Annotated in this window: 20 protein-coding genes; 9 read left to right on the top strand and 11 right to left on the bottom strand. The window is 55.8% G+C overall.

Features of this window, described 5'->3' with window-relative positions:
* Positions 1–418: 418 nt before the first annotated feature.
* Positions 419–937, top strand: a complete 519-nt coding sequence (locus TH25_RS13935) for a superoxide dismutase family protein (RefSeq protein WP_114089026.1) — start codon at positions 419–421, stop codon at positions 935–937.
* Positions 938–1,086: 149 nt separating this feature from the next.
* Here TH25_RS13935 and recA read toward each other — a convergent pair whose 3' ends face one another.
* From recA to TH25_RS13920, 3 genes are all read right to left on the bottom strand, one after another.
* The gene (gene recA / locus TH25_RS13930; protein WP_114089025.1) at positions 1,087–2,160 is read right to left on the bottom strand and encodes a recombinase RecA; all 1,074 of its coding nucleotides are present in this window, start codon (positions 2,158–2,160) and stop codon (positions 1,087–1,089) included.
* Between the two features lie 299 nt (positions 2,161–2,459).
* Complete coding sequence (gene nikR / locus TH25_RS13925) at positions 2,460–2,936, bottom strand: nickel-responsive transcriptional regulator NikR (RefSeq protein WP_114089024.1); 477 nt, start codon at positions 2,934–2,936, stop codon at positions 2,460–2,462.
* A 380-nt stretch (positions 2,937–3,316) separates the two neighbouring features.
* Positions 3,317–4,153, bottom strand: coding sequence for a DMT family transporter (locus TH25_RS13920; RefSeq protein WP_258549155.1), 837 nt, complete (start codon positions 4,151–4,153; stop codon positions 3,317–3,319).
* Here TH25_RS13920 and TH25_RS24750 point away from each other — a divergent pair.
* From TH25_RS24750 to TH25_RS13900, 5 genes are all read left to right on the top strand, one after another.
* Entirely contained in the window at positions 4,152–4,427 is a 276-nt protein-coding gene (locus TH25_RS24750) for a hypothetical protein (RefSeq protein ID WP_181847630.1), read from the top strand. The two genes, TH25_RS13920 and TH25_RS24750, sit on opposite strands and share 2 nt — an antisense overlap.
* Before the next feature lie 107 nt (positions 4,428–4,534).
* The gene (gene goxA / locus TH25_RS13915) at positions 4,535–6,613 is read left to right on the top strand and encodes a CTQ-dependent glycine oxidase GoxA (RefSeq protein WP_220151412.1); all 2,079 of its coding nucleotides are present in this window, start codon (positions 4,535–4,537) and stop codon (positions 6,611–6,613) included.
* Positions 6,610–7,731: a glycine oxidase maturase GoxB gene (goxB, locus tag TH25_RS13910; protein ID WP_114089023.1), complete on the top strand. Its 1,122-nt coding sequence runs from the start codon at positions 6,610–6,612 to the stop codon at positions 7,729–7,731. Before goxA ends, goxB begins: the two co-directional genes overlap by 4 nt.
* A gap of 57 nt (positions 7,732–7,788) precedes the next feature.
* Complete coding sequence (blaOXA, locus tag TH25_RS13905; RefSeq protein ID WP_114089022.1) at positions 7,789–8,601, top strand: class D beta-lactamase; 813 nt, start codon at positions 7,789–7,791, stop codon at positions 8,599–8,601.
* Positions 8,602–8,698: 97 nt separating this feature from the next.
* Positions 8,699–9,469 carry a PH domain-containing protein gene (locus TH25_RS13900; protein ID WP_114089021.1) on the top strand — a complete coding sequence of 257 codons (771 nt, stop codon included), beginning with the start codon at positions 8,699–8,701 and terminating at the stop codon, positions 9,467–9,469.
* Here TH25_RS13900 and TH25_RS13895 read toward each other — a convergent pair.
* The 8 genes from TH25_RS13895 to flgB form a co-directional block, all read right to left on the bottom strand.
* A complete protein-coding gene (locus tag TH25_RS13895) occupies positions 9,466–9,972 on the bottom strand; it encodes a 2-thiouracil desulfurase family protein (protein WP_114089020.1) in 507 nt (168 codons plus the stop codon). The genes TH25_RS13900 and TH25_RS13895 overlap by 4 nt on opposite strands.
* Before the next feature lie 2 nt (positions 9,973–9,974).
* A complete protein-coding gene (locus TH25_RS13890) occupies positions 9,975–12,695 on the bottom strand; it encodes a hybrid sensor histidine kinase/response regulator (RefSeq protein ID WP_114089019.1) in 2,721 nt (906 codons plus the stop codon).
* A gap of 229 nt (positions 12,696–12,924) precedes the next feature.
* Positions 12,925–13,998, bottom strand: a complete 1,074-nt coding sequence (gene flhB / locus TH25_RS13885) for a flagellar biosynthesis protein FlhB (protein ID WP_114089018.1) — start codon at positions 13,996–13,998, stop codon at positions 12,925–12,927.
* 73 nt (positions 13,999–14,071) lie between these two features.
* Positions 14,072–14,839: a flagellar biosynthetic protein FliR gene (gene fliR / locus TH25_RS13880; RefSeq protein WP_114089017.1), complete on the bottom strand. Its 768-nt coding sequence runs from the start codon at positions 14,837–14,839 to the stop codon at positions 14,072–14,074.
* A 95-nt stretch (positions 14,840–14,934) separates the two neighbouring features.
* Positions 14,935–15,204 carry a flagellar biosynthesis protein FliQ gene (gene fliQ / locus TH25_RS13875; RefSeq protein WP_114089016.1) on the bottom strand — a complete coding sequence of 90 codons (270 nt, stop codon included), beginning with the start codon at positions 15,202–15,204 and terminating at the stop codon, positions 14,935–14,937.
* Between the two features lie 254 nt (positions 15,205–15,458).
* Positions 15,459–15,785: a flagellar hook-basal body complex protein FliE gene (gene fliE / locus TH25_RS13870; protein ID WP_114089015.1), complete on the bottom strand. Its 327-nt coding sequence runs from the start codon at positions 15,783–15,785 to the stop codon at positions 15,459–15,461.
* Positions 15,786–15,816: 31 nt separating this feature from the next.
* Positions 15,817–16,224, bottom strand: coding sequence for a flagellar basal body rod protein FlgC (flgC, locus tag TH25_RS13865; protein WP_114089014.1), 408 nt, complete (start codon positions 16,222–16,224; stop codon positions 15,817–15,819).
* A 29-nt stretch (positions 16,225–16,253) separates the two neighbouring features.
* Positions 16,254–16,655 carry a flagellar basal body rod protein FlgB gene (gene flgB, locus TH25_RS13860; protein ID WP_114089013.1) on the bottom strand — a complete coding sequence of 134 codons (402 nt, stop codon included), beginning with the start codon at positions 16,653–16,655 and terminating at the stop codon, positions 16,254–16,256.
* A gap of 270 nt (positions 16,656–16,925) precedes the next feature.
* Here flgB and csrA point away from each other — a divergent pair, with 270 nt between their 5' ends.
* From csrA to TH25_RS13845, 3 genes are all read left to right on the top strand, one after another.
* Positions 16,926–17,264 (top strand): carbon storage regulator CsrA, encoded by a 339-nt coding sequence (gene csrA, locus TH25_RS25450; protein ID WP_258549154.1) that lies wholly within the window; start codon positions 16,926–16,928, stop codon positions 17,262–17,264.
* A 234-nt stretch (positions 17,265–17,498) separates the two neighbouring features.
* A complete protein-coding gene (locus TH25_RS13850) occupies positions 17,499–17,924 on the top strand; it encodes an EscU/YscU/HrcU family type III secretion system export apparatus switch protein (RefSeq protein ID WP_114089087.1) in 426 nt (141 codons plus the stop codon).
* Positions 17,914–18,234 (top strand): hypothetical protein, encoded by a 321-nt coding sequence (locus TH25_RS13845; RefSeq protein WP_114089012.1) that lies wholly within the window; start codon positions 17,914–17,916, stop codon positions 18,232–18,234. The genes TH25_RS13850 and TH25_RS13845 overlap by 11 nt, the downstream gene beginning before the upstream one ends.
* Positions 18,235–18,301 lie beyond the last annotated feature (67 nt).

The following is an 18,301-nucleotide window of genomic DNA, read 5'->3' as shown; positions in this document are numbered from 1 at the left end:
TTGCCACCGGGTTGCGATTTGGTTCTTGAAATACCGGCGATCACACCAATATCGCCCCTTAGGATAAGACCGAGCGAGCAGCAAGAAGAAAAACCGGCCTGGCATCCCCCGCCAGGCCGGTTTTCGCATCTATCCTGTCGCGTCCCGCATGTTGAACATATCAACGCCTGCACCGGGTGCATCGCCCCGCCGCCAGCCGCCAACCTCAAGCCTCAAGCCTCAAGCCTCAAGCCTCAAGCATCAAGCCTCAAGCCGCACGTCACACACCAGACATCCCCCGGTGACAAACCCAGTTAAAAGCCGGGATGGTAAAACCACTGCGGGAATACTGGAATATTTTAACAATTTTAATACAGCCGGGAACAAAGAGCGGGCCAACTTTGTTCAGTGAGGTAGCAATTCAACAAGGAGGACACCGATGCGAGCCATAATTGTGCCCCTGATCGCGCTGTTTGCCGGCGCTGTTTCGCTTGTTGCCTTTCCTGCCTTCGCCGAAACCGACGCCTCAGCCACCTTTAAAAATACCGACAGCAAGGAAATCGGCACCGCCGAGCTGACGGCGACGGATGGTGGTGTTGTGATCAAGGCGGAAATCGACCAACTGCCCCCAAACCACTGGGTAGCATTTCATATTCATGAAAATGGCACCTGCGAGGCCGCAAGCAACTTTAAATCCGCGGGCGGGCATTTCAACCCGACCGATAAAACCCACGGCTTTTTATCCAAAAACGGCCCCCATGCCGGGGACATGCCCAACCAGTATGTCAATGAACAGGGTGAACTGTTTACCCAGGTCATCAACACCAATGTCAAACTCGATGATGACACCATCGGGATTCGCGGCAAGGCCATCGTCATTCATGAAGGGGCCGATGATTATATGTCCCAGCCTTCCGGTGATGCCGGAAGCAGGATTGCCTGCGCAATCATCAAATAACGGGCTGCGGCCTTTTCAAGGTCGGCAATGATGCAGCCGTTAAAGACGGTCCGGTGAAACCGGTTTGTCTTTAAAGCCCGAACAGGACTCGCACAAAAGGCGGATGCCGCAGCATCCGCCTTTGTTGTTTTCAGCCTTTGATAACTTGCTCAGTCATCGTTGCTATAGTCATCTTCGCTCATATTCGTCATGCCTTCGGCAATCAGCCCGGCACTTTCACGAATGGCGCGTTCGATTTCCTGGGTCATTTCGGTGTTTTCGCGCAGGAAGTTTTTGGCATTTTCACGCCCCTGCCCGACACGGGTGGAATTATACGAGAACCACGAGCCCGATTTTTCAACAATTCCGGCCTTGACCCCAAGATCGAGGATTTCACCCATCTTGGAGACACCTTCGCCATACATGATGTCGAATTCAACCTGCTTGAAGGGCGGGGCCATTTTGTTTTTGACCACCTTGACCCGCGTCTGGTTGCCAACCACCTCGTCCCGGTCCTTGATCTGGCCGATACGGCGAATATCCAGACGGACCGACGCATAGAATTTCAGCGCGTTGCCCCCGGTTGTTGTTTCCGGGCTGCCAAACATCACGCCGATCTTCATGCGGATCTGGTTGATGAAAATCACCATGCAGTTGGAGCGCGAGACCGAACTGGTCAGCTTACGCAGCGCCTGGCTCATCAGACGGGCCTGAAGACCGACATGGGTATCGCCCATTTCGCCTTCCAGTTCGGCGCGCGGCACCAGGGCGGCAACCGAGTCCACGACCAGAACGTCAATCGCACCGGAACGTACCAGGGTATCGGCAATTTCCAGGGCCTGTTCACCGGCATCGGGCTGCGAGATCAAAAGATCGTCGATATTGACCCCCAGCTTGCGGGCATAGGACGGATCCAGCGCATGTTCGGCATCAACAAAGGCGCAGGTGCCCCCGGCCTTTTGTGCTTCGGCGATGGTATGCAGGGCAAGGGTGGTTTTACCCGAGCTTTCCGGACCATAAATTTCAACAATACGGCCCCGCGGCAGGCCACCAATGCCCAGTGCAATATCCAGCCCCAGCGAGCCGGTTGAAATTGCAGAAACATCAACGGCATTTTCGCGCTGGCCCAGCTTCATGATCGAACCTTTGCCAAATGCCCGTTCGATCTGTCCAAGGGCGGCTTCGAGTGCCTTTTGCTTGTCCATTGTATCCTTATCCACCAAATTCAGCGCGGTTTGAATCATTGCTCGAACTCTCTTATTCCACAGGGCCGGGTCAGATGCAACGCAGGCGGTTCCCCGGACCTAAATGCGGAACGCCACCGCTGGGTACCCTGTATGGAAGAAAGGGCGCAACCCTGGATCCTCGACACAGAGACATTGAGAACATAATGCGAACACTCTCACAGTTTCATGGATGTTGCAAGTTTGTTCTCATTTGCCGCTGATAATTTTGCAAATACCTTTTTTGCGCCACCGCGCCCCACAGAACCGTCAAAAGCGCGATCCATCCTGCCCGCCGGGAACGATGCTTGCGCCCGTTTTCAGGTGGTGATTTTCAAATGTTCGTGCCGGTGGGCATGGCCCTGCCCCTCGCCATGATGATGGCTTTCGACATGCAGTTCGCCCGGCACGGTATAAAGCTGCCCGTGGCGCACGCCGGGCTGGGCCAGAATCTGGTCGGCAAATTTGCGAATGTCGCTTAACTTGCCCTTCAGGGTAACGATTTCCAGGCAGGTATCGTGATCAATATGGAAATGCACGGTGGAAACCGTCAGGTCATGATGTTCATGCTGGGCCGACATCAGACGGCTGGCAAGCATGCGTTCTTCATGATCATACACATAATTGAGCACCGCAATACCGCTGCCACTGGGGTCCCTGGCAAGCTGTTCCTGCTGGAGCTTTTCGCGAATCAGGTCGCGAAATCCCTCGGACCGGTTGGTGTAGCCGCGCCCGTCCAGAAAATCGTCGAAAGCCGACATCAAATCATCTTCGATCGAGACGGTAACACGCGTCATCGCGGAGTCCTTTCACATTTCATACGGGGTCTGCCCCAATTTCACAGAAGCAGCACCGGGTTTCAATCAAACTTCCCGCAAAAACCCGGAAAAATCGCATCAAAACCGGACCAGTGCCGCCCCTGCCCCTGCCTTTGGTGCGGGTCGCGCCCCTGCCAATTCTGACAAATTCTAACATTTTCCAACCTTTAGATGACACTCGTTCGTATAGGCCTCATAATTTGCACGCCAAGCCGGGATGAAAGGTTCCGCTGTTCCGGTCCCGGATCTTGGCGTTTGCTCGTGTCCCGCAGATATTTTAATTAATATTCTGCATTTAACTAACAGCCATACTTCCCCGTATGGCTGTTCTTTTTTTGCCCGCAAAAAACAACCAAAAGTTAAAACAGAAACAACAGCGCCACACCGGCGAAGGCCATCAAAGTACCTATCACCGCCTGCAGACCGACCGGACGGCGCAGAACCACACCTTCATAGACAATCAGCAAAACCGGCGGGGTTGCCATCAGGGTGCTGGCAATACCGACATTGGCATTTTGCACCGCCAGCATCGACAGCCAAATGCCCATTGCCGGGCCAATGAAGGCACCCAGCATCAGCCAGCCGCGCACATCGGGGGCCAAACATGCCACAATTGTGCGACGTACCCGCCCCATCAGCGCGGCAATCGCCCAAATCAGCACCACGGCAATCAGCGTGCGGATCCAGGCTGCCGACAGGGCCGAATACCCGCCAACCAAAGCATATTTCGCCGTAATAAGATTGGCGACCTGCCCCACGGCCCCGCCCAGGCCACACAAGATGCCGATCAGATAATTCCGCCCTTCCAGATTGGCCGGGCGCCCCTTGCGCATCATGATCACCGTCAGGATACCACCAACCCCCAGGGCAACACCCGCGATTTGCACCGGTGTCAGTACCTCGTCAAACAGGAACCAGGCCAGCACCGTGCCCATAATCGGCACGGATGACATCATCAGCATGGAAAGCCGCGCGCCCAGAATAACAAAGGCCTGAAACAGCATGGCATCGCCAATCACCAGCCCCAGCACCGAGGAAAGGGCGAGCCAGCCGATTTGTTCGGGCGTGGTGCTGTGCGGCCAGGGCTGCCCTTCCAGGATCCAGTGAAGCAGTGTGAGAAAGGTAATCGACCATAAAAGTCGGCCTCGATTGACACTTTGCGCCCCGATCTTGCCGCCGATATTGGAGAAAATCATGCTGGAAGTGGCCCAGGTCAGGGCCGCTGTCATGGCGGCAGCTTCGCCGAAAAAAGGAATCATGAACGGGGCATCCAGGGGCCAGACGGGTGGCATTGATAAAATGACAGGAAAAACGGCACGTTTTTCAAGCACAGTTTGCGCATTTTGGCAACGTAAACAACAAAATGCCCGAACACGCGCCAGCCGGAATTTCTGCTTTTTCATCGCCAGTACGATCCATCTGGCAGCATTTTTCAAAACCGGCGCAGACGTCAGAACCTTCTATTTGTGACGTTAAAAAACTTCAAAATTCACCTTATAATTGAAATTGTTTTATTGCGACGCGTTTTGAACTGCTCAATACTTTCCGGGGTTGAAAAAAGCAGGGGAGAGTTCGACATGAAAGCGCATTCCGGCAACAGGGGCACCGCCACCAGGGCAGGCAAAACCGGCATCAAACGACGCGATTTTCTGGCAGGGATTGGCGCGGGCCTTGGCACCGGGGCGGCGATGATGGCCTTTCCCATGATTGCCAAATCCGCCATTGCCAGCACCGATATTCCAAAGGCCGCCCCGCGCGGGGCCAAAATTGCCCGGCTGGGCATTTATCCTGCCATTGGTATTTCGCGGGTCGGCGGCAGCCCGAAATGGTTTCTCGCCCCCGAGGTTCCCGGCCTGCCGCCCCGCCCCGAAGGCGGGTTCAAGGACGGCAAACAACTGATCAAAAAGCAGGTACAGCGGTTTCGCATCTATGCCTTTGACGACCAGAACCGCGTGATTGGCGAAATTACCGGCAATGATGCCACCATTAACTGGCAGGTCCATGTCGCCAATACCAAGGCGGCCTGGTACGGGTTTAACAACCCGCTGGATAATGGCGAACTGGCACCGGGGATGCCCGGCCAGTTACGAAACCAGTTTTTTGTTTCCGACAAAAAACGCGAAGACATGCTGGTGATTGACGGGGGCGCCACCACCATTACCGGCAAAAACACCAACAAGGATGGTGGTGCGAGCGACTATGCGATGCGCGGCCATTTTTATGGCGACAACCCGGTCGGCCTTGGCGAAATCCGCACCGATGACGCCGGGCGATTACTGGTGTTCCCGCCTGATGGCAAATCATCCAGCCCGATCAATGCCGGCATTACCAGCTTTGCCGATAATGATGGCTGGCATGATGACTGGTGCGATGGCCCGGTCACGGCCAAAGTCACCCTGGGCGATGGCACCGAAATGGTGGCCGATGGTGCGTGGGTCGCCTGTGTCGGCCCCAATTTTGCGCCGGAAATTCCGCCAGTTTCGACCCTTTATGACGTGATCGAGGATTTGAACGTCGCGCAGAAATGGTCCAGCGCGCCTGGCGGCAAAATATCGTTTCGCAAATATATCTACCCGACCTTCCGCCGCCTGGCATTAATGGAATGGCTGACCAATGCGGCAAATTTGCGCGAAGGCTGGCTGAAGGTGGGCGATTTTTCCGACCCCGCCTATATCGCCAAACTGGCGGACCCGTCACCCGATAACAAAACCTTTCGCATGGAGGTGTTTGACAAATTCCGTAACCCGGAAAATGTCGGACCGGATGCCTATAAGGAAGAACAGCTTAAAATGCCCTATATGCTGGGCGACGGGGTGAATTACGATGGCAGCCCGCTTCAGTGGTTCCAGTTTCCCAAGCTGCAATATTCCTACCTTAAGGCCTGGGCGGCGGGTGATTTCATCGATGATTTTGACGATGCCAGTGCCGATGCCATTACCGAACTCGATGACATGGATGTTGCCCTGCGCCCCCATGCCCTGACAGAAGCCGCGCTGGAGCCCTGCTCGGGCGGAGCGTTTCATCCGGGCGTGGAGTTGACCTATTATTTGCGTCTGGCCCCGATGTATGAACGGGCCCGCAATAAAACCGCCGAACCGTTCCGCATCGCACATGGCGACCGGCCCAGCCTGATCCAGAATATCGGACGGCTTTTGACCCCGGAAAAGGCCTTTAACGGCGGCAATGGGGCCCCGCCGCCGATTGGCCCGCAAATGCCCGGCGATTTGACCCGCTGGATGGGCCTGCCCTGGCAATGTGATGCCTTTAGCTGCCAGCAGGTTTTAATGCAGTCGGACTTCCCCACCGCCGTCTGGTGGCCGGCATTGCTGCCGATTGATGTGCTGCCGGAACGCTATTACGACGAAATGATGCGCACCGACCTGTCGGCGGATGAACGCGAAAAGTTTTTTGAAAACCGGGTGCCGTGGTCCCGCGGGGTGGCGGGCATTGGCTATCATGCCAATGCCAGTTACTGGGATGGCATTACCAATATGATTACGCTGTGGCAGCGCATGGGCTTTGTGGTGCGCAAACCCGGCCCGACCGACGCCGGCAAACCCAAAAACATTCCCGCCGAAATGTTTGTCGAGGTGGAACGCAGCGACATGGAAATGAATTATATCTGGACACCGCAAGACGGCGAATTGCCAAAATGAAACCTGCTGACATCGCCGTGATTGGCGGCGGCATTGCCGGGGCGGCATCCTGCGTTGCATTGGCGCAACGTGGGGTGCGTCCCGTTTGGGTGGCATCCCCGCCCGCCAAAGACCGCCCGCGCATTGGTGAAACATTATCGCCTGCCGCCAATACCATTTTGGCCAATCTGGGCCTGGCAGAGCTGATCACCCGGCCGATCCACCGCCCGGCCAATACCAGCTTTTCCGCCTGGGGCAGCGGGCAATTGCGCGAACGCAATGCCATTGTGCATCTGGAAGGACCGGGCATGGTGCTGGATCGTGCCGGGTTTGAGGCCGACCTGTTTGCAACAGCACTAAAAACCAGGGCCCGCCATATCGAAACGACCGTTCAAAATGCCCGGCTGGAAGGCAATAAATGGCATCTTGCCTTTGCCAATGGCGACGAAGGTGTTTTCCGCTTTGTGCTGGACTGCACCGGGCGGGCCAGCAGCCTTGCCGTGATACAGGGAACGCGCAAACGGGCCGACCAGCTTGTGGCAGCCCATTGCTTTTTAAAACAAACCGACCCCGACGTGGCCCCGACCCCGGCCACCCTGATTGAAACGGTGGAGGATGGCTGGTGGTATGCGGCCCTGCTGCCCGGCGGGGATATGGTGATCAGCTATTTTTCCGACCCGGACCTGTTGCCCAACGGGATCAGCCGTGATCATGGCGTATGGGCCGGACGCGTTGCCCAGACCGCGCATATTTCCCGCTGGATCGACAGTGCCGGGTTTTCGCTGGGCGATCAATTACCAATATTGGCAAGTGCAGGCACCACCTGGATGACCCCGGTTTCCGGCCCAAACTGGGCGGCCGTGGGCGATGCCGCAGCGGCGTTTGACCCGCTATCCTCGCACGGCATGACCACAGCCCTTTGGATGGCCCGCCAGGCCAGCGAGGCGCTATGCCAAGCCCATGCAGGGTATTCGGAAGCCCTTGATGCCTATAATGCAGCCGTTCAAAAAGGTGTACGAGAATTCCTGCTCCAGCGGCAAAAAATATACCGGCAGGAAACGCGCTTTGCCGATTCCATTTTCTGGCAGCGTCGCCAGCACAGCGAACCGGCAACGGGAAAACCGACTGATTCAGACTAGATTCAGCTTTTGCGGTCAAACTGCGCCTTCAACCGTAAATAAGGGGCAGGCCGGATCATGAAAATCAGCGCGGTTATTTTGGCAATTGTGGCCGGAACAGTGTTGTTGCCGCAGACCAGCCAGGCAAAGACAATAACGGTATGTACCCTGCTGGCCGATGCCAAAACCGGCGAAACCCTGATCTCGCAGGGCGATTGCCAGCACCGCGCCAGTGCGGCATCGACCTTTAAAATCGCCATCAGCCTGATGGGATATGATGCCGGGATATTACAAGATACCCGTCACCCGGTATGGTCGTTCAAACAGGGCTATCCTGACTGGCGCAAGGAATGGCAGCAAGATACCGACCCGGCACGCTGGATCAAATATTCCGTCGTCTGGTATTCGCAGCAGATTACGCAGCGATTGGGCAAGGATCGCTATGAAAATTATGTGCGCGCCTTTGAGTATGGCAATGGCGATGTTTCGGGGGATAAAGGCAAAAATAACGGCCTGACCCGCGCCTGGTTAAGTTCCAGCCTGCAAATATCACCTGCCGAGCAGGTAGCGTTTTTACAAAAACTGTTGCGCCATGAATTGCCGGTTTCAAAGGCAACCTATGACATGGCACCAAAGCTGTTTGACATTGGCGAACAAGCCAGCGGCTGGCATGTTTTTGGCAAAACCGGCGCGGCCCTTTCGCAAAGGCCCGATGGCAGCGTGATCAAGGGGCAGCCGGTAGGCTGGTTTGTTGGCTGGGCAGAAAAAGGCGAGCGCCAGGTGGTTTTTGCCCGCCTGACCCGCGATACCACCCGTCCGGCACAACCACCGGGCTTTACCGCACGCGATGCCATCCTGGCCGATCTGTTTGCCAAGGACGGGCAGTTTTAACAGCCGCGCTTTGCCGGATCAGCGCCACAAGCTGCCTGCTTGCGAAATATCATGCAGGCGGTATGTTGGGGCATCTGCCAGAACAGGATGATCCCCGATGAGCCAGAAAACCAGCGAGACCGCGCAAACCAAACCCTTCAAGGGGATTCGCCGCCATTTGCATGACGGTGAAGTCGTGATCATGGATTTGCCGTTATCGCCCACATCGGTTCTGGTGCCGGGCATTATCAAAATCATCTGGTTGGCAGTGCTGATTTATGCCGCCTATCACTATGCCGAGATTTACGATTTTCTGCGTCCCTATTTAAAATCCGCCGTGACCGGGCCCGATGCCTTTGCCGCCCTTAACCGGCTGTGGGACAATTACGAATTTGTATTTTCGATTGCCCTGTTTGGCCTGATCATTGCCGCGATTTCGATTATATGGCGCATTTTCCGCCGCGCCCTTGGCCTTTCAACGGCGGCGGCACGCGACAGCATTTTGCTGCCCATCACCGCCATTCGCGACCTGTTTTTCTTTGAACGTGTGATTACCAATAACCGCATTGTCACGCGCAGCGGTGTGTTTATCAAGGATCAGGATGATACCGGGTTTGAAGCCATCAAGGCGACGCAGATATACAAAAGCGTGATTGGCAATATCTTTGATTTTGGCGATTTGCGCATTACCGACCGGCTGGGCTACAGCTTTACCCTGCGCCAGGTCACATCGCCGGAAAAGGTGGCAAAGGAACTCTCCGATTTCTTTGGCAGGGTCACATCCCACCAGGCCAGCCAGCCGGTCAACATTACCGGGCGCTCGCGCGAAACCGTGATCGAGGCCCAGGACCAAAACCGCAACCTGCCGCCGGAAAGCGAGACATTTTAAGCCCCGTCCGCCTGATCGAGTGCCTGTTGAAGCCGGAGGATCCCCTGTTCGCTATTGGCAAAGACAGTAATGCCGTTTTGCTGAAGTAAGGCGACCGTTGCACCAACGCCATCATGGCGCGTACCGTTAAAGTGCCCATCATAAATAAAGCTGCTGCCACAAGACGGACTGCCATCGGTTAACAGGGCAAAGCGGCATTGACGGGCACGGGCAACATCAAGCGCGATATGTGCGCCCGATAAAAACGCATCGGTCACATCGCCGCCGGTATTTTCATAAATGCGGGCGGTGTTGTTGACGACATCGGCACCACCTTTTCCCGGTTCAATTTCGGCGGGCGGGCGTGGGATGGGCAAACCGGCGGCAACCTCCGGGCAGACGGGCACCAACCTTTCTTCCTGTTGCCAGCGATCCATCGCCGTATGAAACAGGGTTTTGGCCGAACCATCATAGCGCACCGGTGCACCAAGCAGACAGGAACTGACCAGTATACGGGCGCGCATCCTTACAACACTTCCTTGACCTTGGTTGCCAGTTCCTTGAGCGAGAAAGGCTTGGGCAGGAAATGCACGCCGTTTTCCTCGTCCAGTTCATCGCGATAGGTATCTTCGGCGTAACCGGAAATGAAAATGACCTTCAGGTCGGGCCGGGCCTCGCGCAACTGGCGGATCAGGGTCGGGCCATCCATGCCGGGCATGACGACATCGGAAATCACCAGATCAATCGTTTTGTCGGTTTTTTCCAGAACGTCCAGCGCGTTTTCACCATTGCTGGCTTCCAGCACGTCATAGCCCTTGCCGCGCAGGGCGCGGGCGCCAAAGGTGCGCACCGCATCTTCATCCTCGACCAGCAAAATGGCACCACTGCCCGTCAGATCACGCGACGGGGCTTCTTCGGAAACGGCCTGGCTGGCGGCCAGTTCCTCGGCACTGATTTCGTAGCGCGGCAGATAGATGGTAAAGGTGGTGCCAACGCCCATTTCACTATCGACCGAAATGAAACCGCCGGTCTGTTTGACGATGCCATAAACGGTGGACAGGCCCAGGCCCGTGCCCTCGCCGCGCTGCTTGGTCGAGAAGAAAGGTTCAAAAATGCGGGTTAAATTATCCTTGGGGATGCCAATGCCGGTATCGCGCACCTCGATCCGGACATAATCGCCTGCCGGAATGATTTCCGCGCCATCATGCCTGGATTCGTCAACAATCTCGTTGCCGGTCTTGATCGACAGAACACCGCCTTCGGCCGACATGGCATCGCGGGCATTGACCACCAGATTGATAATCACCTGGTCCAACTGGCCCGGATCGACCTTGACCAGGCCAATATCGCGGCCATGCGCCACCTTGAGGTCAATTTTCTCGCCAATCAGGCGGCGCAGCAGGTTGGACATTTCAGCCAGGGCATCGGTGATATTAATGACCTTGGGCTGCAATGTCTGGCGACGCGAAAAGGCCAGAAGCTGGCGCACCAGATTGGCCGCACGGTTGGCATTCTGCTTGATTTGCATGATGTCGGCAAAGCTGGGGTCGCCCGGCCCGTGGCGCGACAATAGCAGGTCACAAAAACCGATCATCGCGGTCAGAAGGTTGTTGAAATCATGGGCAACGCCGCCTGCAAGCTGGCCCACCGCCTGCATTTTTTGCGACTGGGCGAATTGTTCTTCGAGGTTTTTCTGTTCCGTCGTATCCAGGAAATTCAGCAAAAGCGCACCGCTTTCGCCCGAGCGCCCGGCCACACGTTGCAGGTAAATATGCACCGCCACCCCGCGTGATCCCTGCAGGCGGGCCTCGATCTGGCCGCCTTTGCCCAGGCCCGTCACCGCCTTGGACAGATACCGCGCCACATCATCGCGGTCTTCGGGCACAATCAGTTCCAGGATCGACCGGCCAATCACCCGTTCCCGCCGCTGCCCGGCGGTTTCGATAAAGGCACGGTTGGCATCGGTGACGGTGCCGCTAAGATCGGCCAGAACAATTGAAAGCGGGCTTTCATCAAAGAACCAGCGCACCCGGCGTTCGGTTTCGGCCAGGGCATGTTCCCATTCGTGGGCCGGCATCGGGTCGGGGAAAACAACGGCCTGGCTGCGAATCGGCCCGGTATTGGGCGCATTGATCGAATGGGTCATGAAGCATTTCATCGGCTCGCCGCCGCGCACCTTCAGGCGAACTTCCCCGTTCACACCATCCCCGCCGATCAGTTCGGCCAGTTCGACAGTCCCGTCGCGATAATCTTCGGGCTTGCCCCCCAGCCAGGTTGCCAGGCGCTGATTGACATAAAGAATGCGCCCCTCGCCATCCAGGCCAAATACCCCGACCGGCAGACGTTCGATCATTTGATCGGCATGTTCAAAACCCTGTGTGCCGCCCTGAAAATGCGAGGCAACACCACCAACCTGGTCATACATGTCGGGCGACAGGCTGGCGGCCATATTCCCGGCATCCTGAAGCGCAAGCTGGCGGCCCTGTTCGACAATCATCGCCGTCCGGCTGGCGGCATCAACGCCATCCACCGTCCAGAGCATTTTACCCCGCCTTGCATCGGCAGGAGTCACAGCAAGGCGGAGCGTGCGCCGGGGCTGTGCGCCCTGTCCTGATGCGGATGTTGTTGCCACTGCGCCCGCCCCGGTGGGGGCGGCATTATCCGGGATATCATCGCCCTGCCCGTTCTCCCGGGCAACAAGATAGGAGGCAACGGCGGGATCCTCGGCCTCCGGGTCAATCGCGGTATGGCCCTTTGGCGACAGATCGGAAGGGGCCGGGTCCATCGGTGGTGCCAGCGTGCCATCGGGGGCAAGATCAAGATAAATCTCGCCGGTTTCACCGCGCATGGCACGGGCCCGAAGGTCGGTCAGTTCGGATGTATCAAGATGAAGCGCGCTTAAGCGGCCTTCCAGCGCGGCGAGCATATCCTCGCCCGGCATAATGCCCAGTTTGCGGGAAAAGGACCGGTTGGCATATAGCGTGCGGCCATAGGCATCAATCAGGGCAACCCCGATGTCAGAAGCCGAAAAGCCCGACAGGAGCGGCGCCAGATCCTGTTCGCCGGTTTTACGTCGCGCCGTGATGGACAGGGCCCCGACCGCCAAAACGGCAACACCCGTAACCATTGCGCCAATGATCCACATCAAGCGCGCATCAATGCCGGCCTTTGCCATGATCTGCATCATGACATAGATGAAACCGACAAACGCCACACTTACTGCAAGGATTAACCCCCGTAACAGCACGTCACCGCCTTTGTTACCAACAGCTTATTACGACAGCCTATAGTTTTAGCTGCAATTGCGCCCACTGGCTACCAGCAAGTTTTATCACCAGTTCCCCAAGGCATCGCCATAGAAAAATGCAAACACGGCAAGGTGATGGCATCGGTGCAAAAAAATGTGCCTCTAACCGGGCCAAGCCAGGAACAGACACGGGCTTTCGCCACCGCCATAAACACGGAAAACGGGTTGATCAGCCGAATTTTTTGCCCCGCAGGCGAAAGACATAGGAAATGATTTCCGCCACCGCCTTGTAATGTTCGGGCGGAATTTCCTGATCGACCTCGACTGTGGCAAAAAGCGCGCGCGCCACCGGCGGGTTTTCCAGCACGGTCACATCATTTTCCCTGGCGACCTCGCGAATGCGCAGGGCCACATTGTCCTGCCCCTTTGCCACGCAGCGCGGGGCCTGCATCGAAGCCATGTCATATTTCAGGGCCACGGCATAGTGCGTCGGGTTGGTGATGACAACATCGGAACTGGGCACATTTTGCATCATGCGTTTTTGAGCGCGTTCCATGCGGATCTGGCGGACCTTGGCCTTGATTTCCGGGCTGCCTTCGGTCTGTTTGTATTCGTCCTTTATCTCCTGCTTGGACATCCGCATGGATTTGTTGAATTCATAGCGCTGATAGGCAAAGTCCGCCCCGGCAATCACCGCTGTCAAGGACACAGCGGCAATCAGCAAAATAATGATCAACTGATAAAGATGATCAAGAATTTCAGGCAGGGACATCAGCGGATAAATCCCGATATCGTCGATTTTGGGAATGATCACCACCGCCAGGATCGAGCCAACCAGCACGATTTTCAGGATATTCTTGACGAACTCGACCATTGTTTTCATCGAAAACAGGTTCTTGAGCCCCTTGAGCGGACTGAGCTTGGTAATATCGACCTTGATCCGCTCCGATGAAATGACAAGCCCGTTTTGCACCAGATGGCCCGCTGCGGCGAAAAACATCAACAGCAAAAACGGCACGCCCATGATCTTGAAAAAGCCGAGAATCATATCGAGCCACAGGGCGCGGACACCATCCTGATTAAAGCTGAAAGAATTTGGATGCGTGATAAATTGCAGGGAATAATCCCGCACACCATCGGCCATGCCCGGTGCCATCATCATGATGACCAAAGCCCCGCCAAACAGCAGCATGAAATTGCCGACTTCCTTGGAAACCGGGACCTGCCCCTTTTCGCGCGCGTCATCGAGCTTTTTTTGCGAAGGGTCTTCTGTTTTTTGGCTGTCGTCTTCGTCTTCGGCCATGCTCACATCCTGGCAGGTCTGACCCCGGCCGCATTACCGGCGAACCTTTTGAAGCAGAGGTTTCACCAAGGTCTCAAGGGGCGGTAAAGTTTTCAAGCCCGTTTTCAAAATACCCTGTAAACACCATCATCATGGCGGGCAAGGCAACAAGCAACAAGAAAAAAGCCACCGCAATCTGGACCGGCATGGCGACAAAGAACACCGGCAACTGCGGCATCAGCTTGTTTAACAGGCCAAGGGCTGCCTGCAACACCACCGAAACCACCAAAAACGGGGCGGAAATTTTCATCGCGATGGTGAAACTGTCATTAATCGCATGAGAGACAAAGGCGCTCATGTCGCCGACCGGCAATTTTCCGCCCGGCGGAAACAGGGTATAAGTTTCAAACATGGCCTGGATCAGCAAATGATCCATCCCGGTTGCAAACAAAAGCACCAGCCCCACCTGGGTGAGCAGACGGCCCGTCACCGCACTTTGCTGACCGGCGACCGGATCATTGATAAAGGCGTTCGCCATCGAGGACGAATAGGCAATGATCGTCCCTGCCGTTTGCAGCGCCCCCATCAGAATTTGCCCGAACATGCCAAAAAACAGACCAATGGTGATTTCAAAGGCCAGATAAAGAAACAGGGTTGGCGCATCACCTGGCTGTTGGGGGATAAGAGGCGATGTCAGTGGTGAAATCACCACCGCCACCCACAGGGCCAAAAGCAGGCGCACCCGTGTTGGTACCATGGACGAACCATAAACCGGCATAAAGGCAAACGCCGCCCCGACCCTGGCAAAGGTCATCAGGACCACATAAAGGTCAAGAACAAGAAGGTCCTGAAGGGACGACATGACACTGACCTGTCAGGCGCACAGCCGGGTTGGAGGTGGATCACACAGACCGGCAGCTATTTGCCAGGCTGAAAAGACACATGGCTACCTGCCAGCTAATTGGGCAGACCAATAAAATGATCGACCATGCGATTGGTAAATTCAATCATTTCCGTCATCATGAAGGGCAGCAAAACCAGCATCGCCAGAAACATCACCAGAATTTTTGGCACGAAAGTCAGCGTCATTTCCTGAATTTGCGTCAGCGCCTGAAACAGGGCAATGATCAGACCAACGCCGAGCGCGATCAGCATGAGCGGGCCGGAAACCTTGATCAGGGTCCAGACCGCGTCATAGGCCACATCCATGATTTCGGCCTGATTCATAAAAACGCGTCTCCGTCGCTGTTAGGCTGCCTTAAGCTGGCAAAGACAACCGGCATGCCTGTCGTCCCTATTGTCGCTTCTGTTTTCGCTTCTGTGTCTTCATACCGGATGGGATGCCCCGTCGCCACGATTTTTCCGGGCAGGGTCAGGCATCAAAGGAATATACCCAAAGAAAATGCCGCATTTTCCAGCCTGTCGCAAGAAAAGCGGCACCACAGGATGCAAATTTTGCCGACCACGCAACTGAAAGCCGGTCAGATCGGCATCCGCAAAATTTCCTGATAGGCCTGAAGGGCCTTGTCGCGCACCGACACCACCGTGCGCAATGTCACCTCGGCGGCAGAAACCGCCGTAACCACTTCATGAAGTTCGGCTTTGCCGACAATGGCCTTTTGGGTCATGGTTTCGCCATTCATCATGGTATCGCGGGCATCAATTGCCGCATCGCGCACCATGTCGGAAAAGCTCTGCCCCGGATCAACCGCCGTGCCGTTATTAACGCGATCCGCAACCGTGTCGGTTTTGCCATCAGCCGCATTGCGGTAGGCAGAAATTGCATTGGCAAAGCTGTTATTGATCATGGCGCGGGCTCCTTATCCTCAAGTCTTAACCTTAACGGATAATGTCCAGGGTTTGCAACAGCATGCTGCGCGATGACTGTATCACATTGAGATTGGCTTCATAACTGCGCTGGGCTTCGCGCAGATCCATCATTTCGATCATCGCCGAGACATTCGGAGTCTGTACATAGCCCTGGGCATTTGCTGCCGGGTGCGAAGGTTCGTATTTCATGCCAAAGGGCGATTTGTCGTCATAAACCTTGTTGACCTTGACCAGATCCACACCGGATTCACGGTCCATGACATTTTTAAAGGTCAGGATTTTACGGCGATAGGGCTCCTGCCCCGGAGCGGTTGGCAGACTGTCAGCGTTGGCCATATTTTCGGCGGCAACGCGCAACCGGGTGCCCTGTGCCTTCATGCCTGCAGCAGAAATCTGAAATGCGCGATAGAGTTCCATGTCAGTCAATTCCTAATCAATGCAAAAACTTACGAGCGACCAATGGCCGTTTTCATCATTTCGCTTTGCTTGGCATAAAGGCGGGTCATGGTCTGATAATCGACACGGTTTTCGTTCATCTTGACCAGTTGTTCTTCTAGGATCACGGCGTTTTTATCCGGCGACACTTCATAGTTTTTGCGAACTTCTTCGGCCTTGAAATCTTCCGGCTTGCGAAGCCCGGCACTATGGCCCGGTTCGGTTTTTGCCATTGCCAGAATGAACTGGCGGTCATTACCGATCCGCGAGGGGTTAAACGCCTTGAGATCTTCCGGGCGATAGCCAGGGGTATCGGAATTGGCGATGTTCTGGGCAATCACCTGCTGACGCTGGTTCAGCCAGTCCATCTTTTCCTTCATGTTGGCGAACATGCTCAGTTTGCCGATATCCATGATCTCTACCCTTTCTCGTTCCAGCCCAGTATCGGGGGAGGTGGTAAAGCCCGTGTTAACAGGGCCGTTTTCCGTGCCGTAATTGTAACGGTCAAAACCACATTTACCCGGCAAGCATTTCCTTGCATGTTCCGTGCCAATTTTCTAAAAGGCAGGGATTACGATATGTCCGAAGTCTGCTGGACCAACCCGGTGAAAATCGGCATAGTCATGCAGCGCGCACCAAACGGGCGACGGTACTGCCCCGGATGAAAAGAACCAGGACCAAACATGCTCTATCTGACCCGAAAAGTCGGCGACTCCGTTATCATTGATGACAATATTGAAGTCACCGTGGTCGAGGTGCGCGGGAAAACGGTGAAACTGGGTTTTACCTTTCCCGAAAACACCCAGGTTCTGCGCCGGGAACTCTATGACCGCATCCAGGATGAAAACCGTTCGGCAACGGCCAGTGTTGACCTGGCCCGCATTTTCAACAGCCGTGACGATGATGATGGCGCTGACGATGACCAAACAGCAGACGCCAGCAGCACAAAAGGGCGCAAACCCGACGTAAAACGCGGTGCTCGCACCAAAGACAGCGCAAAGAACAGCACCGAAGAACAATAAATCACCTTCTCGGCATGGGCGACATGTGCCCTGCTCCGCGCATTCGGTCTGGCGATCGGGCGCGGGCAAAGGCGCCCAACCGCCAGACACCTTGCGGCCTTCTACGGGCGATGCACGAAATTTGCCATTTCAGGGTGCTGGCAAGGATTTATTGACCAACAGGCCACTATGATCGACGCTGTTTGCAGGGGCACGGATAAGATTGCCGCGCACCACAGCAGAGAATGGGCGAAGATGACCGGCAAAAAAAGCAGCATTGACCTGCTGGCGGAACGCGATGGGCCAGACGGGGAAAAACTTGCCGCACCGGGGCGCAAGGACCAGGTGGCCGTTGCGTTGCGCTATCAGCAGGGCCGGGACAATGCCCCCATCCTGGCTGCCAAGGGCCAGGGCGGTGTCGCGGAACAGATTTTGCAGCTTGCCTTTGCCAAGGGCGTTCGCGTTCGCCAGGACAGCGATCTTGCCGAAATTCTGATGGCGGTGGATGTTGATAGCGAAATTCCGCTGGAAGCCTTTGCCGCCGTGGCCGAGATTCTGAACTATATCTATCGCATTAATCAGATTTACGGCACACAAAACCGGACGGCCACCACCGACAATGACACGATTTCGCGGATGAAGACCGACGAAAAAATGCAGGAACCACCGCATGACGCTTGAACAGTTCAAACAGGAATTACAGCGGGTTTTGTCCCTTGTTGCCACCAGCCAGCGTTTTCTCGAAGAGGGCAAGGTGGTCGAACTGGGATCGCTGGAAACACGCATTGCCGATTTATGCACCAATGCCAAAACCCTCTCGCCCGAAGACCGGGAAAAGGCTGCCCCGTTTTTGGTCGCGCTCAAAAGCGATCTTGACCAGCTTGAAGAGGGAATGCGCAGCGAACATGCCAGCCTGCAACGCCAGCTCAAGGGCCTGAATAATTCCAGCCAGGCGGTAAACGCCTATTCCCAGGCGGCACGCAACCGGTAAGCAGGTAGGGTCCCGGGCATGTTGCTGACTGGCCTGGTTTGACCGGGTCTGTTTTGTCCCGACCGGG

This window comes from Thalassospira profundimaris (assembly GCF_003326755.1).
GTDB classification, from domain to species: domain Bacteria; phylum Pseudomonadota; class Alphaproteobacteria; order Rhodospirillales; family Thalassospiraceae; genus Thalassospira; species Thalassospira profundimaris_B.
This window is presented reverse-complemented; position numbering and strand designations above follow the sequence as displayed.